The following is a 21180-nucleotide window of genomic DNA, read 5'->3' as shown; positions in this document are numbered from 1 at the left end:
GGCTGTGAGTGGTGGAATCACCACCGCGGTGGGCACGCTGACGGCGTCCTACAACGCGAACAGCGGTCAAGATGCCGCGGGCACCGCCTTCGGATTCGCCTACCAGGATTCGGCTGGTGAGTTGGTCAAAGCGGTGGCGATGGGCGTCAACGCGCTACGGCATCTCGGTTATGTGATTCAGGGTTCGGCGACCAACTATTCCCGGGCCGAGGCCGCCGCCGATATCCGCGGCGGAGCCACCCCGCTGCCGGCGCCGACCGCACCCGCCGAGTACTCAACGCCCGCCGGCGATCCAGATGTCAACGGCCCCGGTCAAACTCCGCCGGTGTTGTGGTATCTGGTCGAGTTCCTCGTCGGCGACTGGTGGCCCAATGGTGAGCCGAGTGAGCTCAGAGCAGCCGGCGCCGCGTGGAGCGCGTTTGCGCCTCCGCTGTATAGCGTGTCCGGCGAGAACGCGGGTGCCTACGGCACCATCGACGCGCAACAGATGCCGGACAAAGAGCCGATGAAGACTGCGGTGCGGGATATCGGTACGGCGATGTCGTCGCTGGCGGGCGAGGCGCAAAAGCTTGCCGGCCAATTGAATAGCTTCGCTTCCGATGTCGAAAACACCCAGAACGCCATTCGCGATCTGCTCAACAAGCTCACTTCGGTGGTGGGGTCCGTCGTCGAAAAGGGTGTCATGGGCACTGTTTTCGAGCTGTTGACGGGTGACGCCGAGGAAAAGATTCATGAGGTTGCCAACGACATCAAAGCGGTGATGGCCAACCACAAACGTCAGTCGGCGGCACGCAAAGAGTTGCTTGCCCAGCTGAATACGAGCATCAGAAACTACACGCGCGCAATGGAAATGATCACACGTGTGGAGCTGGTCAACTACCTCGGCGAGGATGCGGGCCGGATCGTGGCTGGTGTCAGCAACGCGTTGACCGATGCGAGCGTGGGCATCGGGCTAAGCGGGATCAATTTGGTTGGCGGCATCGCGACGATCGACCCGATCGGCGATCCCAAGGGCACGTGGGACATGATCGAGGGCCTGGGCAAGATGGCCGAGGTCCTGAATCCGATGACTGCTCCGATTGCGTTCGCTACGGATCCTCAAGGTTCTCTTGACATACTCAAGGAAGTCACGCATTACGAGGACATCACCAGCGATCGTCCGTTCCTCGGGATCGGGGAGTTGGGCTTCGACATCGGCACCGCGATCATTCCCGGCGGTGCGGGCGTCAAGGCTGCCGGTGGTGCGCGGGCGGCTGAGGGAGCAGCAGCGCGGGCGGAGCTTTCGGCGACCGAACGGGCGGCGGGCGAAGCTGGCGGGATTGCCTCGGCAACAACGGGATTGCGCGGTGTCTCGCGTGAGTTGGAGGGTGTTACCGCCAAGCTGGACGACCTGAACAAGACGGGCTTCGACGGCGGGAAGCCGCCGTCGGGGAGTCCTGGACCGTTGCCGAAGCCGGGGGAGCCGGGGCCGCCGCCGGCACCCCGTGAGCCTGGTGGCCCACCGAGGCCTGGCGAGCCCACGCCGACCCCGACGCAGGGTCATGGGGCTGGAGGTCCGACCGAACGAGTGCCCGTAGATGCGGGCACCGGGCATCCCGGCGGCGCTGATGTGTCAAAGATTCCGGGCGAATCGAAGCCCTCTGTCGCCGACGTACCTGCTTCACCGGCCGAACAACACCCAATGGCCAGCCCGCACGCCGAGAGCCCAGCGAGCGCGCCGTCGGCAGGTGCTGGTGCAGGTGAAGCATCCTCGCCGCCGAGCATCCCCGCGGCGGGGTCGATGGACGCAGCCGGCGGCCACGTGGGTGAGGCGCCGTCGGCAGCGGGTGAGGCAAGCGACCGAGTGCCGGTTTCCGTTGGCGCGCACGGCGCAGAGGGCGCTGCCGACGGTGCGGGGCATGGTCCGCATCCGGGGGCGGGTGAAGGCTCGGGCCATGGTGGTGGCGGGTCGGACGGTGGATCACCTCATAGCGGAGGCGGCCCCGCGGACCATCACAAGCCCGACACGCCTCAACCGTTGTCGCCGGATTCACCTCTGTTCGATGGTTACGAGCGCCATGATCCGGGGCCGGAGTTCACCGATCCCGACGGAAATCTGATCTACCCGGACGACACAGACCCGGCTAAGCCTTACGCGGTCCCCGGTACCGTCGTGCCGAACGTCCAACTGGCGCGGGGAACCCTTATGGATCGGTTCGGCTTCCCCGGCGGTGCATGGCTCTCCCCGGACGGCACGCCGTTTCCATTTCGCGGGTTGCCCGACGACAGTGCACTAAAGCCCTATTTTCAATACGCCGTGAATGATCCAACGAAGCTGCCGCCGGGCTGGTCCATCGAACAATCGCAGGTGGCGCCCTGGTTCCATCAACCCGGCGGCGGCCTGCAATACCGCATCATTGCCCCTGAGGGTGAACGTCCCTCGGTGCAGACCTTGCTGGACTGGGGCTACCTAAGAGAGGTACACAAATGACCGTCGACTTCTCAGATCTCGCGGCATCGTGGCGATTTTGGACCAGCCGGGCAGGGATTCCGGATGCGACCTCGACACCCGGGAACGATGGACAAAGCATGCTCTTCAAATCGGACGACGAGGCTTACGACCTTCGCCATCACGATGGTTGGTGGGTAGTAGACGAGATTGATGACCGTGGAAAGCGCTACAGCGACACCGCGCAATTCTCCACGATCGCACTGGCGCGCAAGTTTCTCTTATGGCGGTGGGCGTCGACAACTCGTACTGCGCTTGGCGCCAAGCAGCTAGGCCCCCAATTCCACTCCCTCGGAATGAATCCGAGCGTTAACGCCACTCCCGCGCCTCGCCCGAACTTCATGGAGTTGCACCTGGCGGACGGAGTAGCAGTCCTCCCAACCTCAAACGCCGCAATGTTCAGCCACGTTCTGGAGATGTCGGCGGATCGAATTACTGAGCTTGTCGGCGAAGGACTTGGCTCTTGATTCGGGTTGGGGTTGCCCCGCAAGCGCAATTTTCAGGGTGTAGACGGAGTTAATCGGATGACCAGTGCGCCACGGATCGGTCCAGAACTCATCGAGTGGGCCAGAGAAGGCGGGTTCGCGCTGACACCGGACGACGGCTGGGGCGCCGCGCTGTTCTGGACCGATCCTGGTGGTGAGACGCGCCTCTACCTTCGTACGTCGGAGAGTGGAATCACCCTGACGTCCGCAGACCGCGGCGAAGCCGAGGTCTTTGTCCTGTCATCGCCACAGCGTGAGGTAGTCGAGAGTTACCTTTGGGACTTCTTCGGCACCAACGTCCGTTCGAAACGCAGATTACCGTGGCTCGAGGTACCGACGACAAACGCTCAACTTGCCGAACGGTTCACCATCGGCCGGAGCGGTGAGGGGTTTGCGCATCTGACCGAAGCTGACGGCGAGCAGATCGCTCAAGCGCGGGACGGTGACGTCGGCGTGACGGATCTGGTTCTGTTGTCCCACTTGGTCGGTCGGAACATTCACGCCGTCAGACAAACCTACGAGTCACCAGACGGGCGCCCCTTTTTTCCGCAATAGGCCAAGTCTTCCCAGCTCACTCGAGGAGGCAAGCGAAATGAGTCCTTCCAACGGACTTAATTCACCCGACGCGATCGCCGCGTGGCTGAGTGGTCATCTGACCAAAGGGGAGGGGATGAGGCGTCCCTACTACAGGAAGTGGGAGAACGGCGGCTGTAGCCCCAAACATTCGTTGCGGAGTTGGCGTTCGGATTGCGTGGCGATACTCGCGGACGGCCTGGCCTCTCTTGGCCGTCCGATCTTCGGTAGTGAGAACGGGGTGATCGTCCAGATGCTAGGCAGCGGAGCAAGGGTATCCGCCGATCTAAGTCTCCGGGATCGGCCTCCCCGCGAGTTCGTCATCCAAGTGCTCGACGGGCCAGGCAACTATGTGGGCGACTCGCCGGAAGTCATCGTCGAGCTGTTACGCGGCCTTGCGTCGACGGCCCCTCCTCTCGTCGAAGTGGACATTATCGACGTCGGGTTTCCAGGTCACGAACAAGATGAGTTCACATACGTCGGCAGTTGGCAGTGGGGCGTGCATGGTGAGGCCCAGGGGGCGGAGTTCGTTGCTCGGGCTGCGGCGGCCACACTGGCTGTCATCGAAGCTGCCGAATCCGAAAGATCAAGTCAATAGCCAAGTTTGGAGGACGTGGTGGCACGCAAGAGATTCGAAACGACCTATGTGTCTATGGAGCACCGCTACTTCCTAGGGGTTGATCTAAAAACGGGCGGCCACTACCTGGCCATACCCGTGAGCAATCGGATTGTTGAGTACAACGAGGAATACGCCTTGGCCGCAGGGGAGTACGAGAAATTCCTCAGTGATCGATCGGCTGCCCTGAAGTTCGTCGATGAGTGCCGCGCTCGCCGCCACGACGACCAGCTGATCTACGAGCAGACTGAGAAGCGGGGCACACCTCTTTAGTGTTTTCAGGTTCATGCGCTGCTCTATCTACGAAGGGGCCAACGTGGATTCAAGAGGTACCGAAACTGCTGCGGTATTGCGCGACTTGATCTCCCGATACGCTAGGTGGTCCCGCATCTCGTCGATCGCGGGCAAACGCATCAGGGATGACCCGGCCTGGGAAGACGGTCGCTTGCACCTGCGAGTCGGCTATCCGCATCCAGGCTGGACCGGCTATGTACTCGAGCCAGGAGAAGCTGGATGGGCGGTATTCACTGTCGCAAGCGAGCGCCGAGACGAACCCCAGGAGTCGTTGAGTGGGTTCTTCTCTGACGTTGAGGATGCGGGCAAGTATGTGGTGCTCAGGATCGGCGACTCCCTCCGTATCAGCCGACGGATGGATCCAGTCGTATGGGCTTGGGAAACCTCGGGACTCGATCCGCGCGTACGGCAGATTTCACTTGATCAATACGTTTCGAGATTTGAGTTGAAAGACGAACCGTCGCGATACTTCGTCCTCCAAGTCGGCGGCGTCCAACCGGAGCACAGGCTGTTGACTTTGTCCTGCGACGAACTTGACCGCATTCTGTTGGACGGGATGCCGGAGTCGATACTTGGGCAGCTATGAGACCTGACATCGGATTGACGGCTGAATTCGAATGCTGGGCACACGAAGCTGGCTACGAGATCACCGAGTCTTCCTCGACGGACGCCCGAGCCGTGGTGTGGAATAGCGGTGGAGAAATCAGATACTTTTTCGACCACCATGCCGACGGATCAGTAGTCGTCACGAGTTCAGAACGTATGGGGGAAGAGCAATTCGAGCTTGCTTCTGTGGTTCCAGGTCTGGTGGAGCGCAGATTCATTGTTCGTTTTTCGCGATTGGTCAGGGCCCGACGTGGTCTCCCGCGCCTGTCGTTCCGACACTCTGCTGAAGATATCGCTGCCGGCTATATCCTAGGCAGGCAAAAGTTTTGGGGGGAGGAGCGATTCACACTCATTGATCCACACGGTCGCACACTTGCGGTTGTGAGCGGTGGTCAGCTGATCGGAACCATGAACGTTGTCAACCTGTCGATCTTTGCGTCTACTAACATGGATCTGATCGTCCAATCGCTTAGCGACCCAGAAGGTAAGCCGCTGTTCTCGGTTCGCCCCAACGAGGAGGATCATGGCTAGCAACAGATTTGACGATACTTTCATATCCCGCGAGGATCGCTTTTCCTTGGGGATCGAGATTAACGAAGGCATCCACTACGCGTCGTTTCCGGTGTCTATCGGAGTCGTCGATTACGAGGAGTACTACCGACTCACGCTGGACCAATATGAGCGCTTCATGTCTGACCATGAGGCCGCGCTGAACTTCGTCGAGTCGTGCCGTCGACAAGAGCACGACGACTTGCTGATCCAAAAGCCTGGCTGGAACCGTGGCGCGGCAATCTGAAGATCTCGAACTCAGCGCCGCGATCTGCGTGTGCCTCGGGAAATATCCACTCCGAAATGACGACCAATTCAACGAAGTGTTCGGCGACCGAGCCGAACAGATGCGCGTACGCGTAGGCACAATCCTCACAGAGGCGATAAAGATCAATGTTGACTGGACTGGGCTGACTCTAAGCGAGGGCGGGCAGGCTGTCATGGCCATCATGGCTGAACGGCATCCCGAGCTTTCCGCGGAAGCGGTCAACGCGCTCGGGAGGTACTACACGTACTTGGTGCGCTAACCCCTCACAAGTGCGCCAGCACGCGTTCCGCGAACACCTCGGGATGCTCCCGGTGCATGAAGTGCCCACCCGGAACTTCCTCAATGACGTACTCGCCGAGGAACTTCCGCGCTGCCCGGCGGTAGTCGGATAGCTCGGCGACCGGATCGTCAAGGCCGGCGAACACGACAGTCGGCACGGTGATCTTCGCCTTCAACGATGCTGAGGGCAGCGGAGAGAGCTTTCGGTAGTAGCCGAATGCCGCATCCAGGCTCCCCGGGCTCGCGAAGCACTCCCGGACCGCATCGAACTCTGAGGCAGGAGGACGCCAGGTAGGCGACCACCTCCGGTAAATTAAAGGCAACGCTTCGAAGTCGCTGCGCGCGAAGCGTTCCGCAGCACCCGGGAGCTTGTACGCACCGAAATGCCTTGCACCCCAGAGTTTCCGAGGAGTCGGCACCAAGGTGGCGGGATGCGGGATGGCAAGAGTGATGAGCTTGGAAACCCGCTCCGGCCCCAGCGCCGCCGCGCCGTACGCCGCCGCCGCACCCCAGTCGTGCCCGATCACCACTGCCTCCGCAGCCCCCAGCGCAGAGATCAGCCCAAGGGCATCGCGGACCAGCGTCTCCTGCGAGGGATCGGCGTGCGGCACCTCGCTCGGGTGGTAGCCCCGCATGAATGGGCTGACCGCGCGGTACCCCTTGGCGGCAATCCGCGGCCGCAGATCGTCCCACGTGTGGGCGGTGTCCGGGAAGCCATGAAGCAGAAGGACGAGAGGGCCTGAGCCCTCCTCGATATAGGCGAACGTCAGTCCGTTCGCCTCGACGAATCCAGTCGTCCCAGTCATCTCCTGTGGACAGTACTCCCGGGACGTCACCGAAAGCGGTCACACTCGAGCCCATGCTCGACCTCGTCCTGCCGCTCGAATGCGGCGGCTGCGGTACACCCTCGACCAAATGGTGCGACGCCTGCGCCACGACTTTGAACGTCCACACCGACGAGCCTCACCTCGTCACCCCACGCGTAGACCCGGGCGTGCCCGTCTTCGCCCTGGGCCACTACGCCGGGCCGCGCCGCCAAGCCATCGTCGCGCTCAAGGAACACGGCCGCCGCGACCTCGTCGCCCCGCTGGCCCGCGCCCTGGCACTCGGCATCCACCAGCTCCTCGGCTGGGGCATCCTCGACACCCCGTTCGTGATCGTCCCGGCCCCGACCCGGGTGCTCGCCGCCCGCCGCCGCGGTGGGGACCCCGTCACCCGCATCGCGCAGAAGGCCACCCAGAACCATCCGGACATCACCGTCACCCAGGCAGTCAGGACCCGCGCGTGGGTCCGCGACTCCGTCGGCCTCACGAGCGCCGATCGCGAACGCAACCTCGCCGGCCGCATCAAGATCGCAAGGCCGGTCGCCGGCGAGGTCCTGCTCGTCGACGACATCGTGACCACCGGCGCCACCGCCCGGGAAGCGGTCCGCGTGCTGCACGAAACTGGCGCAAAAGTTAGGGCTCTTCTAACACTTGCCCACGCTTGACCAGGTGGGGCCTGCGGTCCATGTAACGGGGGTCGAAAGAACTGAAAACAGGTGCGCAAAAAGGTGGCACCACCCCGTGAACAACGACTACCTTCGGAGCCAACACACCGTGAACACATCACGGGGCGGCCTACACCCACAGGCCCGCCACTTCGCCGATTGCGGTAGGAGGTGAGGTTCCTCGACCCCTGGCGCCGGCGGGTGAAATCTCGTGCCGATCCTGCCGGTGCAACTACCGAAGACAGGCCGGCACGCCAGAGTGCGTGCAACCCGTAAGAGAAACGAGTTGTCAAGCATGTCAATCGAATCCGTGAACTCCGGTCAACTACTCGCCGACGACGACCTTGCCGAACCCGACGCCAATGCCGAAGTGCAGGTGTGCGGCCGCAATGTCGAGATTCCCGATCACTACCGCGTCTATGTCGCGCAGAAACTCGCTCGCCTCGAACGGTTCGACCGTTCGATCTACCGCTTCGACGTCGAGCTCGAGCACGAACGCAACCGCCGCCAACGCAAGAACTGTCAGCACGTCGAGATCACCGCGCGTGGACGCGGGCCGGTCGTCCGTGGTGAAGCCTGCGCTGACAGCTTCTACGGCGCCTTCGAGGCCGCCGTCCACAAACTCGAGAATCGGCTGCGGCGCACCAAGGACAGGCGCAAGGTCCACTACGGCGACAAGACACCGGTGTCACTGCACGAGGCCACGTCGGTGACGCAGCTCATCGACGCGGCCGCCGCCTTCAAGCCCGAGCAGCCCGCCGTCCAGGAGGCGTTGGTCGACGACCATGAGCCGGGCCGCATCGTGCGGACCAAGGAGCACCCGGCCAAGCCGATGACAGTGGACGACGCGCTCTACGAGATGGAGCTCGTCGGCCATGACTTCTTCTTGTTTCAGGACAAGGAGACCGATCGGCCGTGCGTCGTCTATCGCCGGCACGCCTATGACTATGGGTTGATCCGCCTGGGCTGATTGCCGCTGCCCGAGCTCGACCAGCGCGTCACCTAGGATGGAGGGCGCTCAACCTCCAATCCACAGGGGAAACACGTGCTGCAGAAGTTACTGCGCCTTGGTGAAGGTCGCATGGTCAAGCGCCTCAAGGGGGTGGCTGACTATGTCAACACCTTGTCCGACGACGTAGAGAAGCTGTCTGACGGCGAGCTGCGGGCCAAGACCGACGAGTTCAAGAAGCGCGTTGCTGACGGCGAAAGCCTCGATGACCTGTTGCCCGAGGCTTTCGCCGTCGCCCGTGAGGCCGCCTGGCGAGTGCTGAGCCAGCGGCACTTCGACGTCCAGGTGATGGGCGGCGCCGCCCTGCACTTCGGCAACGTCGCGGAGATGAAGACCGGTGAGGGCAAGACCCTGACCTGTGTGCTTCCCGCCTACCTCAACGCACTGTCCGGCGACGGCGTGCACGTCGTCACGGTCAACGACTACCTCGCCAAGCGCGACAGCGAGTGGATGGGCCGTGTGCACCGCTTCCTCGGCCTGGAGGTCGGCGTCATCCTGTCCGGGCTCACCCCCGACGAGCGCCGTGCTGCGTACGCCGCCGACATCACCTACGGCACCAACAACGAGTTCGGCTTCGACTACCTGCGCGACAACATGGCGCACTCGGTCGAGGAGATGGTGCAGCGCGGCCACAACTTCGCCGTCGTCGACGAGGTCGACTCGATCCTGATCGACGAGGCCCGTACCCCGCTGATCATCTCCGGCCCGGCCGACGGCGCCTCGCACTGGTATGCCGAGTTCGCCCGGCTGGCCCCGCTGATGAAGAAGGACACTCACTACGAGGTCGACATCAAGAAGCGCACCATCGGTGTGCACGAGCTTGGTGTGGAGTTCGTCGAGGACCAGCTCGGTATCGACAACCTCTACGAGGCCGCCAACTCCCCGCTGGTCAGCTACCTCAACAACTGCCTGAAGGCCAAGGAGCTCTTCGAGCGCGACAAGGAGTACATCGTCCGCAACGGCGAAGTGCTGATCGTCGACGAGTTCACCGGCCGCGTGCTGATCGGCCGCCGCTACAACGAGGGCATGCACCAGGCCATCGAGGCCAAGGAGAACGTCGAGATCAAGGCCGAGAACCAGACGCTGGCCACGATCACGCTGCAGAACTACTTCCGGCTCTACGACAAGCTCTCCGGCATGACGGGCACCGCCGAGACCGAGGCGGCCGAGCTGCACGAGATCTACAAGCTCGGTGTGGTCCCGATCCCGACGAACCGGCCGATGGTCCGTAAAGACCAGACCGACTTGATCTACAAGACCGAGGAAGCCAAGTACATCGCCGTCGTCGACGATGTTCAGGAACGCTACGAGAAGGGCCAGCCGGTCCTGATCGGTACCACCAGCGTCGAGCGCTCGGAGTACCTGTCGCGTCAGTTCACCAAGCGCCGCGTGCCGCACAACGTGCTCAACGCCAAGTTCCACGAACAGGAGGCCGGCATCATCGCCGAGGCCGGCCGGCGTGGGGCGGTCACCGTGGCCACCAACATGGCCGGTCGTGGTACCGACGTCGTGCTCGGCGGCAACGTCGACTTCTTGGTGGACACCCGCCTGCGCGAGCGGGGCCTGGACCCGGTCGAGACCCCTGACGAGTACGAGGCGGCCTGGGCGGAGGAACTGCCCAAGGTCAAGGCGCAAGCCGCCGAAGAAGCCAAGCATGTCACCGAGGTCGGTGGTCTGTATGTGCTGGGCACCGAGCGGCACGAGTCGCGTCGTATCGACAACCAGCTGCGCGGTCGTTCGGGTCGCCAGGGCGATCCCGGCGAGTCCCGCTTCTACCTGTCGCTGGGCGACGAGCTCATGCGGCGATTCAACGGTGCCACGCTGGAAAGCCTGTTGACCCGACTCAACCTGCCCGACGATGTGCCCATCGAGGCCAAGATGGTCACCCGCGCCATCAAGAGCGCGCAGACCCAGGTCGAGCAGCAGAACTTCGAGATCCGCAAGAACGTCCTCAAGTACGACGAAGTGATGAACCAGCAGCGCAAGGTCATCTACGAGGAGCGCCGCCGGATCCTGGAGGGCGAGAACCTGCAGGAGCAGGCTCACGACATGCTCGTCGACGTCATCACCGCCTACGTCGACGGCGCCACCGCCGAGGGCTACGCCGAGGACTGGGATCTCGAGCAGCTGTGGACCGCACTCAAACAGCTCTACCCGGTCGCCATCGATCACCATGACCTGGTGGACTCCGACGCCGTCGGCGAAGCCGGTGAGTTGACCCGCGAGGAACTGCTCGACGCGCTGGTCGAAGATGCCGAAAAGGCTTACGCCACACGGGAAGCGGAGATCACCGCGATGGCCGGCGAGGGCGCGATGCGCCAGCTGGAGCGCAACGTTCTGCTCAACGTCATCGACCGCAAGTGGCGCGAGCACCTCTACGAGATGGACTACCTCAAGGAGGGCATCGGCCTGCGGGCCATGGCGCAGCGCGACCCGCTGGTCGAGTACCAGCGTGAGGGCTACGACATGTTCGTCGGCATGCTCGACGGCCTCAAGGAGGAGTCGGTCGGCTTCCTGTTCAACGTCCAGGTGGAGGCCGCTCCGGCACCCGCGGTGGCTCCCGTCGACACCCCGCAGGGGCTGGCCGACCTGGCCGCCAAGCAGGAGCCGGCACCGGCAGCGTTGCACGCCAAGGGAATTGACGACGAAGACTCGCGCCAGCTGACCTACTCCGGCCCCGCCGAAGACGGCTCTGCCGAGGTGCAGCGCAACGGCGGCGCTAAGCGCCCGGTGGCCGCCGAGGGCAGCACCCGCAAGGAGCGTCGCGAGGCGGCTCGCAAGCAGGCCAAGAGCAGCAGCAGGATTCGGCGGGGCTAAGTACCCCTAGCCGATGTGCAGGGCGACCACCTGCCAGCGCACTCCAGTCGGCGTCGCCACCTGTTCGACGCGACAGGCGATGGCATGGGTCCGGTCGTCTCGGCTGTAGGTGGCTGCCACCTCGGCGACTGATCCGTCCGTCCCGACCGGCTGAATCCGCAAGCGGCGCAGCTGCGCGGCGCCGCGACCCTCCTGGCGCGCGATCGCGGGCAACAGCGAGTCGACCAACCCGGCGGCCAGCAGGGGTCGCAGCTGCGCCAGTGAGCGCCGCCGGTCGATCACCTCGAGCACTCGTCGCAGTGCCGCATCGGCGAAGCCGGCGGCCGCGCGCAGCGGTGCGGGCTGGGCTGTCGGTGGCGCCGGCCGGCGCGGTGCTGGGGCGCCGCGCGGACGCGCCAGATGAACCCGCTCGGGTGCGGCCCGAAGGACGGGTGGCTCGTAGTCGACGACGGGGACGACGCAGGACATGGGCACTCTCCGGTGATCGGTCGATGGGGACCGGCGGCCGGAGAGGGGCGAGCCGATGGCGCCATGATGGCACACTCGTCGCATCGGTGTATGCACCCGCGATGCGGGGGTGGGGGGTTGACGGCTACCGTGTCGAGACGGAGTCGGGGATTACTTCGGTGAGGGGATAGACGCGACGATGGTGACCCGGTTGTCAGCATCAGATGCGTCGTTCTATCACTTGGAGAACACCTCGACCCCGATGTACGTCGGCTCGCTGTCGATCCTGCGCAAGCCACGTTCCGGCCTGAGCTACGAAACCCTGCTGGAGACCGTCGAGCGTCGCCTGCCCCAGATCCCGCGCTACCGCCAGAAGATCCGGGAGGTCACTCTCAATCTGGCGCGTCCGGTCTGGGTCGACGATCCCGACTTCGATATCACCTACCACGTGCGGCGCTCGGCGCTGCCGTCGCCGGGAAGCGACGCGCAGCTGCACGAACTCATCGCCCGGCTCGGCTCGCGCCCGCTGGACCGCTCGCGCCCGCTGTGGGAGATGTATCTCATCGAAGGCCTGGCCAAGAACCGGCTGGCCGTCTACACCAAGTCCCACCAGGCTCTGGTGAACGGGATGACGGCACTCGAAGTCGGTCACGTCGTCGCCGACCGCACCCAGAAGCCGCCGGCGTTCGGTGAGGACATCTGGATTCCGGGCCGGGAACCGACGAACAACGAATTACTTCTCGGCGCGGTCGGGGAGTTTCTGGCCCGCCCGCGGGTGCAGATGCAAGCGGTAACCTCGGCGATCGGCGAGCTGGCTCGCAACAGCGGTGAAGTGGTCGATCTGGCGCGCCGGCTGACCGATGTCGCGCGCACGGTCGCCCGCGGCACCGCACCCAACAGTCCGCTGAACACCAAGGTTTCGCGCAACCGCCGATTCACTGTCGCCGCCGGCTCGCTGGCCGACTACCGGCTGGTGCGCTCGCGCTACGAGTGCGACGTCAACGACGTGGTGCTGGCCGTGATCGCCGGTGCGCTACGCAACTGGCTGCTGTCGCGCGGTGAACCTGTGACCAACAGCTCGACGGTGCGGGCGATGGCGCCGACGTCGGTGTACCCGGAGGCCGTGCTGGAATCGTCGGGCCCCGGGCAGGCCATCAGCGAGGTGGCGCCCTTCCTCGTCGACCTGCCGGTAGGCGAAGGCAACGCCGTGGTGCGGCTGTCCCAGATCGCCCACACCACCGAATCACATTCGGCGGCGGCAAGTCTGGTGGATGCCCGCACGATCGTTACGCTGTCCGGTTTCGCGCCGCCGACCTTGCACGCGATGGGCACCCGGGTGGCCACCCAGTTCAACGCGCGCCAGTTCAACCTCTTGATCACGAACGTGCCAGGGCCGCAATCGCAGATGTATCTGGCCGGCGCCAAGCTGCTGGAGATCTTCGCGGTGCCGCCGCTGCTGCACAACCAGGTGCTGGCCATCGGCGTCACCTCGTATTGCGGCATGCTGTATTTCGGCATCAACGCCGACCGCGATGCCATGAGCGACGTCGACGTGTTGCCCACACTGCTGGCCGAATCACTCGAGGAACTGCTCGAAGCTGCTCAGTAGACGTAAGATTCGTCGGTGGGCAAGGCCAAATCAAAGGGTGACAAGGTCGCCAGAGTCAATCGCAAGATTCCCAAGGACATCTACGAAGCCGAATTGTTCCGGCTACAAACCGAATTGGTGTCGTTGCAGGAATGGGTCAAGGCCTCCGGCGCTCGGGTCGTCGTCGTGTTCGAGGGTCGCGACGCGGCAGGCAAGGGCGGCACGATCAAGCGCATCACCGAATACCTCAGCCCCCGGATCGCGCGCATCGCCGCGTTGCCCGCGCCGACCGAACGTGAGCGCGGCCAGTGGTATTTCCAGCGCTACGTCGAGCACCTCCCGGCCCGCGGTGAGATCGTGCTGTTCGACCGATCCTGGTACAACCGCGCCGGCGTCGAAGTGGTGATGGGCTTCTGCACGCCGGAGGAGCACGAGCTGTTCTTGCGGCAGTGCCCGATCTTCGAGCAGATGCTCCTCGACGACGGGATCATTTTGCTCAAGTACTGGTTCTCGGTATCCGATGACGAGCAGCTGCGCCGGTTCAAGTCTCGGCGCAAGGACCCGCTTCGGCGCTGGAAGCTCAGCCCGATGGACCTGGAGTCGGTGTACCGCTGGGAGGACTACTCGCGGGCCAAGGACCAGATGATGACGCGCACCGACACGAAGGCGAGCCCCTGGTTCGTGGTGGAGTCCGACGACAAAAAGCATGCGCGGCTGAACATGATGGCCCACCTGCTCAAGAGCATCGACTACGACCACGTCGGACACCCGAAGGTCGAGCTGCCCAAACGGCCGCCGATCGGCGACTACCAACGACCCTCGCGTGAACTGGCGACCTATGTCGACGATCACGTGTCCACCCTGCTCGGGGATGCCGAGAACGGCGGCTAATCTGCCGTAGTGCGGGTCTACATTCCGGCCACGTTGGCCATGCTGCAACAGCTGGTCGCCGACGGATCTTTTCAGCCGTTGAGCGGGACGGCATTCGCTGTCACCCCGACCCTGCGCGAGTCCTATGCCGAGGGCGACGACGAGGAGCTGGCCGAGGTGGCCATCGGTGAGGCGGCGCTGGCCTCGCTGCGGCTGCTGGCGGCCGAGGCGGTGCCGTCCGACCCATCTTCCCAAGGGCTTCCGCTGCGCCGCGCCGTCGTCATCGCCGACGCGGAGGCAACCGTCCGGCCCGATCTGGACGACGCGGTGGTGCGGGTCAGCGGTCGGGTGAACCTCAATCGGGTGGCCGCCGCCTACGTGGACAACGCCGAGGCAGAGCCAGCTGTGAAGGCCGCGATCGCCGTCATCGACGAGGCCGATCTGGGTGACGAGGACGCCGAGTTCGTCGTGGGCGACGCCCAGGACCATGCGCTGGCCTGGTATGCCACCCAGGAACTGCCGTTCTTGCTCGATTTGCTCTGAACGCCTCGATACTGGACCGTAAGTTACGGTACCGTAGGTTAACGGCCAGTAGGAGGTGCGTGATGGCGAAGAACCAGGTCAAGATCAGTGCGAATGTGGTCGACACGGTTCGGCCGACAGTGGCCGGCGAGGGTCGGAACCCCGCGATTGACGCGGTCCGTGGCTTAGTGGGGCGGATCACCACACCGTTGCTGCCCGACGACTATCTGAAGCTGGCGAACCCCTTGTGGTCTGCGCGCGAGCTCCGCGGGCGGGTGATCGAGGTCCGCCGGGAGACCGAGGACTCGGCGACGCTGGTGATCAAGCCGGGCTGGGGATTCACCTTCGACTACCAGCCCGGGCAGTACGTCGGCATCGGCCTGCTGGTCGACGGGCGTTGGCGGTGGCGGTCGTACTCGCTGACGTCGAGCCCGCACTCGGACGGCCATGGTCGCTCGCGCACCATCACGATCACGGTCAAGGCGATGCCCGAGGGGTTCCTGTCGACGCATCTGGTCGGTGGGGTCAAGCCCGGCACGATCGTGCGGCTGGCCGCGCCGCAGGGCAACTTTGTCCTGCCCGACCCCGCGCCCGCATCGGTGCTGTTCCTGACCGGTGGCTCGGGTATCACCCCGGTGATGTCGATGCTGCGCACGCTGGAACGGCGCGACCAGATCGGCGACATCGTCCATATCCATTCCGCACCAACCGAATCCGACGTCATGTTCGCAAGCGAGCTTGCCGTGCTGGCTCGCGAGCACGACACCTATCGGCTGACCGTGCGGGCCACCCGCGCCCAGGGCCGGCTGAATCTGCACCAGCTCGATGACGTGGTCCCGGACTGGCGGCAGCGTCAGACTTGGGCCTGCGGACCGGAGGGGATGCTCGCCGAGGCGGAGAAAGTGTGGCGTGCGGCCGGCATCGGCGAGCAGTTGCATCTCGAACGGTTCGCCGCGTCGCGGGCGGCCGCACACGGCCAGGGCGGTGCGGTGACGTTCGGTCGCAGCGGAAAGACGGTGGCTGCCGACGCCGCGACGTCGTTGATGGAGGCCGGCGAGCAGGCCGGGATCCGGATGCCCTTCGGCTGTCGCATGGGCATCTGCCAGTCCTGTGTGGTGTCTTTGGTCGACGGGCACGTCCGCGATCTGAGGACGGGCGCCGAGCATGAGCCGGGCACCCGGATCCAGACGTGTGTATCGGCGGCATCGGGCGACTGCGTCGTCGATGCCTGAGGTTTACTGGCTAGTAACCTACGGGTACGTAGGTTACGGTACCGTAGGCATGAGAAGGGAGGCGTGACTTATGGCTATTAGTGATGTTGACGCGTTTGCGCACTTGACCGACGCGGACATCGAAAGCCTGGCGGTCGAACTCGACTCCATCCGCCAGGACATCGAGGATTCCCGGGGTGAGCGCGACGCTCGCTACATCCACCGGACCATCGCCGCCCAGCGCGCGCTGGAGATCGCCGGACGGCTGATTCTGACCGCCAGCTCCAAACGATCGGCCTGGTGGGCCGGCACCGTGACCCTGGGCGTGGCCAAGATCATCGAGAACATGGAGATCGGCCACAACGTCATGCACGGCCAGTGGGACTGGATGAACGATCCCGAGATTCACTCCTCGTCGTGGGAGTGGGACATGAGCGGGGCGTCCAAGCACTGGCGGTTCACCCACAACTTCATGCACCACAAGTACACCAACATCCTGGGCATGGACGACGACGTCGGCTACGGCGTCATCCGGGTCACCCGCGATACCAAGTGGAAGCCGTTCAACTTGTACGGCAACCTGCTGTTCAACACCCTGCTGGCCATCGGCTTCGAGTGGGGCGTCGGACTGCAGCACTTGGAGCTCGGCAAGATCTTCAAGGGCCGCGACGACCGCAAGGCCACCATGATCCGGGTGGGCGAGTTCGGTGCCAAGGCCGGTCGCCAGCTGCTCAAAGACTATGTCGCCTACCCGGCGATCACGTCGTTGTCGCCGGGCGCCACCTACCGTTCGACGGCCACCGCCAACGCCGTGGCCAACGTGATCCGCAATGTGTGGGCCAACGCGATCATCTTCTGCGGCCACTTCCCTGATGGCGCAGAGAAGTTCACCAAGACCGATATGGTGGGCGAGAGCAAGGGCCAGTGGTACCTGCGTCAGATGCTGGGCAGCGCCAACATCGAGGGCAGCCGGGCCATGGACTTCATGAGCGGCAACCTGTCGTACCAGATCGAGCACCACCTGTACCCCGACCTGCCGAGCAACCGGCTGGCCGAGATCTCGGTTCGGGTGCGCCAGATCTGCGACAAGTACGACCTGCCCTACACCACCGGGCCGTTCCTGGTGCAGTACGCCAAGACCTGGCGCACGATCGCGAAACTGTCGCTGCCGGACAAGTACCTGCGCGACACCGCCGACGACGCACCGGAGACCCGCAGCGAGCGGATGTTCGCCGAACTGGGCGACGATCCGCAGCGCGGGCTCAAGTCCGCCATCGCGGCCGTGCGGGCCAAGCGCCGGGTGACGCGCGCGGCCAAAGCGGCCTAGCCACCGGTTGTGCTTGCGGGGCATGATGATCCCGTGAGTCAGCCGTGGCAGGTGCGGACCGGCAGTGCGGGCGATCTCGACATCGTCGAACCCTTGTGGGTGGCAGTGCATCACCGGCATGCCGAGACGATGCCGGAGTTGAGCCCCTATGTCAGTGACGGGCAGACGTGGCAGATGCGCCGCATCCTCTATGAGGACCTGCTCGCCAAACCGGACACCCTGCTGTTGATCGCGAGTGTCGACGACCGGGTGATCGGCTACGGACTCGCGCACGTCATGGCCGTCGAGGACACCTGGGTGGCCGACACCTGGGCCACCGGGTCACGGATCGGCGAGATCGAATCCCTTTCGGTGCTACCGGAATTCCGCGGATCGGGGCTGGGTACCGAGCTGCTGACGCGGTTGGAGGAGCACTTGCGGACATCCGGTGTCGACGATCTCGTGCTCGGTGTGCTGCCCGGCAACCGGGACGCCCTTCGTCTCTACGAACGTCTCGGTTACCGGCCGACCTGGCTGTACCTGTCGAAGTTCGCCGGTCGGGACTGAGCTCCTACTCCGGAACCCAGTTGAAGTCGTCCGGGTTGGGGCCCTGACGTCCCGCCTCGCCCTTGTCCAGGCCGGTGATGGCGTCGATGTCGTCGTCGCTGAGCTCGAAGTCGAAGATCTCGAGGTTCTCCTTGATCCGTGCCGGGGTAACGGATTTGGGGAATACGATATCGCCGCGCTCGATGTGCCAGCGCAACGTCACCTGGGCCGGGCTCTTGCCGAGGCGCTCGGCGATCGCACCGATCACCGGGTCGCCGAGCACCGCGCCCTGGGCAATCGGGGACCACGCTTCGGTGAGGATGGTGTGGTCGGTGCCGTAGGCGCGCAGCGCGTCGTTGGCGAAGTAGGGATGCACCTCGATCTGGTTGACGGCGGGCACGGTCTCGGTATCGCGGGCGAGCTGCTCGAGATGGTGGATCTGGAAGTTGGACACCCCGATGCTGCGGGCTCGACCGTCGTTCTTGAACTCCTCCAACGTCTTCCACGTGGAGACGAAATCGCCGTCATAGAGTCCCGGCAACGGCCAGTGGATCAGGAACAGATCGACGTAGTCGAAGCCCAGAAGCTCGATTGTCTTGTCGAACGCGCGCCGGGCGTCGTCGGGCTTGTGGAAACCGTTGTTGAGCTTGCTGGTGATGTACACCTCGCCGCGGTCGATCCCGGAATCCCGCACGCCTTCTCCGACACCCTTTTCGTTCTGGTACATCTCGGCGGTGTCGATGTGGCGGTAGCCGATCTCCAGGGCGGTGCGCACTGCGGCCGCGGTCTCATCGGGCGCGATCTGGAACACGCCGAACCCGAGCTGGGGGATCTGGGTGCCGTCGTTCAGGGTCAAGTTCGGAACAGTGCTCATGTGTGCGGCGTGCCCTCTCGATAGGTGTTGCAAACAATTATCAATACGCCGCGCCTTCTGACAACGCGGACAGCAGGCGGCGGGCGGCGTCGACGCGCCGGGCGGGTGCGCCGGTCAGTGCGTCGAGTGCGCACTCCGGGTCGGCGGGCGGTCCCATGTGACCGCAGCCGCGCGGGCAGTCCTCGATGACATCAGCCAGATCCGAAAACGCCCGCAGCACATCGTCGGGTTCGATGTGGGCCAGGCCGAACGATCTGATGCCCGGCGTGTCGATCACCCAGCCGCCGCCCGGCAAGGGCAGAGCCACCGACTGCGTCGACGTGTGCTTGCCCTTGCCCACACCCGACACCTCGCCGGTGGCCCGGTCTGCCTGTGGCACAAGGCGATTCACCAGGGTCGACTTGCCGACCCCGGAATGGCCGAGCAGCACGGTGACCTGCCCCGCCAACAGCTCATCTACCTCGTCGAGCGGATCACCCCGGCCGGCGGTGAGCACCGTCAGCTCCAGATCCGCGAACTGTTCGGCGAACGGTTCGGCCGGTGCCAGGTCGGTCTTCGTCAGGCACAGAATCGGCCGGATCCCGCCGGCGTACGCCGCGATCAGCGCCCGGTCCACCAGCCCGGTTCGTGGCGGCGGGTCGGCCAGCGCGACCACCATCAGCAACTGATCGGCGTTGGCGACGACGACGCGTTCGGTGGGGTCGGTGTCATCGGCGGTGCGGCGCAACACCGTTCGTCGTTCACTGCGGCGCACGATCCGGGCCAGGGTGTCGGGCCGGCCGGTCAGGTCACCGACGACATCGACCTGGTCGCCGACGACGATCGGGGTACGGCCCAACTCGCGGGCGCGCATCGCGGTGACGGGTCGGTCCGGATCGCCCTCCAGCACGCAGCCCCAGCGACCGCGATCGACGGTGACCACCATGGCCGACACCGCGTCGGCGTGCTCGGGACGGGTCTTGGTGCGGGGCCGCGAGCCACGGCCCGACCTGATCTTGACGTCGGACTCGTCGTACTCGCGAGGGCTCAACCGCGGCCCACCATCTCGGTCCACATGGCCGGAAAGTCCGGCAGGGTCTTGGCGGTCGTGCCGATGTCTTCGACCGTGACGCCGGGTACCCGCAGCCCGACGATCGCACCCGCCATCGCCATCCGGTGATCGGCGTAGGAGTGCCAGGTGCCGGCCCGCAGGGGAGTGGCTGTGATCACCAGTCCGTCATCGGTTTCGGCGCAATCGCCACCCAGGCCGGTGATTTCGGCGCGCAGCGCGGCCAGCCGGTCGGTTTCATGGCCGCGCAGATGCGTGATACCGGACAGCCGTGATACCGAGCCGGTCTCGGCAAGGGTGGCCAGCGCCGCGACGGCAGGAGCGAGCTCGCCCACGTCATGTAGGTCGACGTCGAAACCGGCGTAGGACTGCGGGCCCCGCACCTCGAGCACCGAATCCGATTGGTGCACAGTGGTTCCGAGAAGTTTCAGGATGCCAAGAATGGCGTCGTCGGGTTGCACGCTGGCCATTGGCCAGCCGGTGATACCCACCGTGCCCCCGGTCACCACAGCCGCGGCCAGAAACGGCACCGAGTTGGACAGGTCGGGCTCGACATCCCAGTGCCGCGCCGCGATCGGTCCCGGCGTCACCCGCCACTGGTTGGCCACCGAGTCGTCGACGTCGACGCCGGCCTCGCGCAGCATCGTCACTGTCATCGCGACATGGGGCGCCGACGGCACCGACGTCCCGGTGTGCACGACGGTCAGGCCCTCGGTGAATGCCGCGCCCGACAACAGCAGGCCCGAGACGAACTGCGACGAACCCGAGGCGTCGATGTGGACGGTGCCGCCGCTGACAGCTCCGCGACCGCGCACTGAGAACGGCAGCCCGGTGCCGTCGATGTCGACGCCGAGCCCGCGCAGTGCGTCGAGCAGCGGAGCGATCGGCCGTGTCCGGGCCTGCTCGTCACCGTCGAACTCGACGACGGACGTGCTCAGTGCGGCCAGCGGCGGCACGAAGCGCAGCACGGTGCCGGCCAGCCCGCAGTCGATGCGGGCTTGCGGCCCGGGCGCCAGCGTGCCGCCGATCGTCAGCTCGGCGCCCGCCCCGGTGACCTCGATGCCGAGTGCCTGCAGCGCGCCGATCATCAGGTTGGTGTCGCGGCTGCGCAGCGCGCCGCTGATCGTGGAGTCACCCTGACCCTGCGCGGCGGCCAGGGCCGCGAGCACCAGGGTGCGGTTGGTCTGCGATTTCGAGCCGGGCACCGTCACGCGGGCCTGCACGGCGCTCGTCGTCGACGGGGCTGCCCACAGCTCGGTGCTCACGGCTTACATCCTGCCCTGTCGGCGCGGTCG

General features: G+C 64.9%; 22 protein-coding genes. 17 read left to right on the top strand and 5 right to left on the bottom strand.

Going from position 1 to position 21180, the window contains the following annotated elements:
* Positions 1–139 precede the first annotated feature (139 nt).
* The 8 genes from EV580_RS08070 (at position 140) to EV580_RS08035 (ending at position 6138) form a co-directional block, all read left to right on the top strand.
* The gene (locus tag EV580_RS08070) at positions 140–2470 is read left to right on the top strand and encodes a glycohydrolase toxin TNT-related protein (RefSeq protein WP_133690515.1); all 2331 of its coding nucleotides are present in this window, start codon (positions 140–142) and stop codon (positions 2468–2470) included.
* Positions 2467–2955 carry an Imm61 family immunity protein gene (locus EV580_RS08065; protein ID WP_133690514.1) on the top strand — a complete coding sequence of 163 codons (489 nt, stop codon included), beginning with the start codon at positions 2467–2469 and terminating at the stop codon, positions 2953–2955. Before EV580_RS08070 ends, EV580_RS08065 begins: the two co-directional genes overlap by 4 nt.
* Positions 2956–3012: 57 nt before the next feature.
* Positions 3013–3528, top strand: a complete 516-nt coding sequence (locus EV580_RS08060) for an Imm61 family immunity protein (RefSeq protein ID WP_133690513.1) — start codon at positions 3013–3015, stop codon at positions 3526–3528.
* Between the two features lie 37 nt (positions 3529–3565).
* A complete protein-coding gene (locus EV580_RS08055) occupies positions 3566–4144 on the top strand; it encodes a hypothetical protein (RefSeq protein ID WP_133690512.1) in 579 nt (192 codons plus the stop codon).
* 18 nt (positions 4145–4162) lie between these two features.
* Positions 4163–4435: a hypothetical protein gene (locus EV580_RS08050; protein ID WP_286171495.1), complete on the top strand. Its 273-nt coding sequence runs from the start codon at positions 4163–4165 to the stop codon at positions 4433–4435.
* Positions 4436–5038: 603 nt separating this feature from the next.
* Entirely contained in the window at positions 5039–5593 is a 555-nt protein-coding gene (locus tag EV580_RS08045; protein ID WP_133690511.1) for an Imm61 family immunity protein, read from the top strand.
* Positions 5586–5858 carry a hypothetical protein gene (locus tag EV580_RS08040; RefSeq protein ID WP_133690510.1) on the top strand — a complete coding sequence of 91 codons (273 nt, stop codon included), beginning with the start codon at positions 5586–5588 and terminating at the stop codon, positions 5856–5858. The genes EV580_RS08045 and EV580_RS08040 overlap by 8 nt, the downstream gene beginning before the upstream one ends.
* Positions 5842–6138, top strand: a complete 297-nt coding sequence (locus EV580_RS08035; protein WP_133690509.1) for a hypothetical protein — start codon at positions 5842–5844, stop codon at positions 6136–6138. Before EV580_RS08040 ends, EV580_RS08035 begins: the two co-directional genes overlap by 17 nt.
* Positions 6139–6142: 4 nt before the next feature.
* Here the strand turns inward: EV580_RS08035 and EV580_RS08030 are convergent, their stop codons facing one another.
* Positions 6143–6964: an alpha/beta fold hydrolase gene (locus tag EV580_RS08030; RefSeq protein ID WP_133690508.1), complete on the bottom strand. Its 822-nt coding sequence runs from the start codon at positions 6962–6964 to the stop codon at positions 6143–6145.
* 53 nt (positions 6965–7017) lie between these two features.
* Between EV580_RS08030 and EV580_RS08025 the strand changes: the two genes are divergently transcribed.
* The 3 genes from EV580_RS08025 (at position 7018) to secA (ending at position 11473) form a co-directional block, all read left to right on the top strand.
* A complete protein-coding gene (locus tag EV580_RS08025; protein WP_133690507.1) occupies positions 7018–7647 on the top strand; it encodes a ComF family protein in 630 nt (209 codons plus the stop codon).
* A 295-nt stretch (positions 7648–7942) separates the two neighbouring features.
* Positions 7943–8617 (top strand): ribosome hibernation-promoting factor, HPF/YfiA family, encoded by a 675-nt coding sequence (gene hpf, locus EV580_RS08020; protein ID WP_183502679.1) that lies wholly within the window; start codon positions 7943–7945, stop codon positions 8615–8617.
* Between the two features lie 75 nt (positions 8618–8692).
* Positions 8693–11473 carry a preprotein translocase subunit SecA gene (gene secA, locus EV580_RS08015; RefSeq protein ID WP_133690506.1) on the top strand — a complete coding sequence of 927 codons (2781 nt, stop codon included), beginning with the start codon at positions 8693–8695 and terminating at the stop codon, positions 11471–11473.
* A gap of 6 nt (positions 11474–11479) precedes the next feature.
* Here secA and EV580_RS08010 read toward each other — a convergent pair whose 3' ends face one another.
* Positions 11480–11941: an Rv3235 family protein gene (locus EV580_RS08010; protein WP_133690505.1), complete on the bottom strand. Its 462-nt coding sequence runs from the start codon at positions 11939–11941 to the stop codon at positions 11480–11482.
* Positions 11942–12119: 178 nt separating this feature from the next.
* On the opposite strand from EV580_RS08010, the gene EV580_RS08005 reads away from it, so the two are divergent.
* From EV580_RS08005 to EV580_RS07980, 6 genes are all read left to right on the top strand, one after another.
* The gene (locus tag EV580_RS08005) at positions 12120–13529 is read left to right on the top strand and encodes a WS/DGAT/MGAT family O-acyltransferase (protein WP_133690504.1); all 1410 of its coding nucleotides are present in this window, start codon (positions 12120–12122) and stop codon (positions 13527–13529) included.
* Positions 13530–13544: 15 nt separating this feature from the next.
* Positions 13545–14399, top strand: coding sequence for a polyphosphate kinase 2 (gene ppk2 / locus EV580_RS08000; protein ID WP_166654611.1), 855 nt, complete (start codon positions 13545–13547; stop codon positions 14397–14399).
* A 9-nt stretch (positions 14400–14408) separates the two neighbouring features.
* Positions 14409–14921 carry a DUF6912 family protein gene (locus EV580_RS07995; protein ID WP_502703912.1) on the top strand — a complete coding sequence of 171 codons (513 nt, stop codon included), beginning with the start codon at positions 14409–14411 and terminating at the stop codon, positions 14919–14921.
* A gap of 62 nt (positions 14922–14983) precedes the next feature.
* Positions 14984–16132, top strand: coding sequence for a ferredoxin reductase (locus EV580_RS07990; protein WP_133690503.1), 1149 nt, complete (start codon positions 14984–14986; stop codon positions 16130–16132).
* Positions 16133–16202: 70 nt separating this feature from the next.
* The gene (locus tag EV580_RS07985) at positions 16203–17438 is read left to right on the top strand and encodes a fatty acid desaturase family protein (RefSeq protein WP_133690502.1); all 1236 of its coding nucleotides are present in this window, start codon (positions 16203–16205) and stop codon (positions 17436–17438) included.
* 33 nt (positions 17439–17471) lie between these two features.
* Positions 17472–17984 carry a GNAT family N-acetyltransferase gene (locus EV580_RS07980; RefSeq protein ID WP_133690501.1) on the top strand — a complete coding sequence of 171 codons (513 nt, stop codon included), beginning with the start codon at positions 17472–17474 and terminating at the stop codon, positions 17982–17984.
* 4 nt (positions 17985–17988) lie between these two features.
* Here EV580_RS07980 and EV580_RS07975 read toward each other — a convergent pair whose 3' ends face one another.
* The 3 genes from EV580_RS07975 to aroA are packed head-to-tail and all read right to left on the bottom strand — an operon-like array spanning position 17989 to position 21150.
* Entirely contained in the window at positions 17989–18837 is an 849-nt protein-coding gene (locus EV580_RS07975) for an aldo/keto reductase (RefSeq protein ID WP_133690500.1), read from the bottom strand.
* A gap of 40 nt (positions 18838–18877) precedes the next feature.
* Positions 18878–19867, bottom strand: coding sequence for a ribosome small subunit-dependent GTPase A (gene rsgA, locus EV580_RS07970; protein WP_133690499.1), 990 nt, complete (start codon positions 19865–19867; stop codon positions 18878–18880).
* Complete coding sequence (aroA, locus tag EV580_RS07965) at positions 19864–21150, bottom strand: 3-phosphoshikimate 1-carboxyvinyltransferase (RefSeq protein WP_133690498.1); 1287 nt, start codon at positions 21148–21150, stop codon at positions 19864–19866. Before aroA ends, rsgA begins: the two co-directional genes overlap by 4 nt.
* Positions 21151–21180: the final 30 nt, after the last annotated feature.

Origin of the sequence: Mycobacterium sp. BK086 (assembly GCA_004362315.1) — a bacterium.
GTDB lineage: Bacteria > Actinomycetota > Actinomycetes > Mycobacteriales > Mycobacteriaceae > Mycobacterium.
Note: the sequence above shows the minus strand (reverse complement) of the source record. Positions and strands in the feature narration are given on the sequence as shown.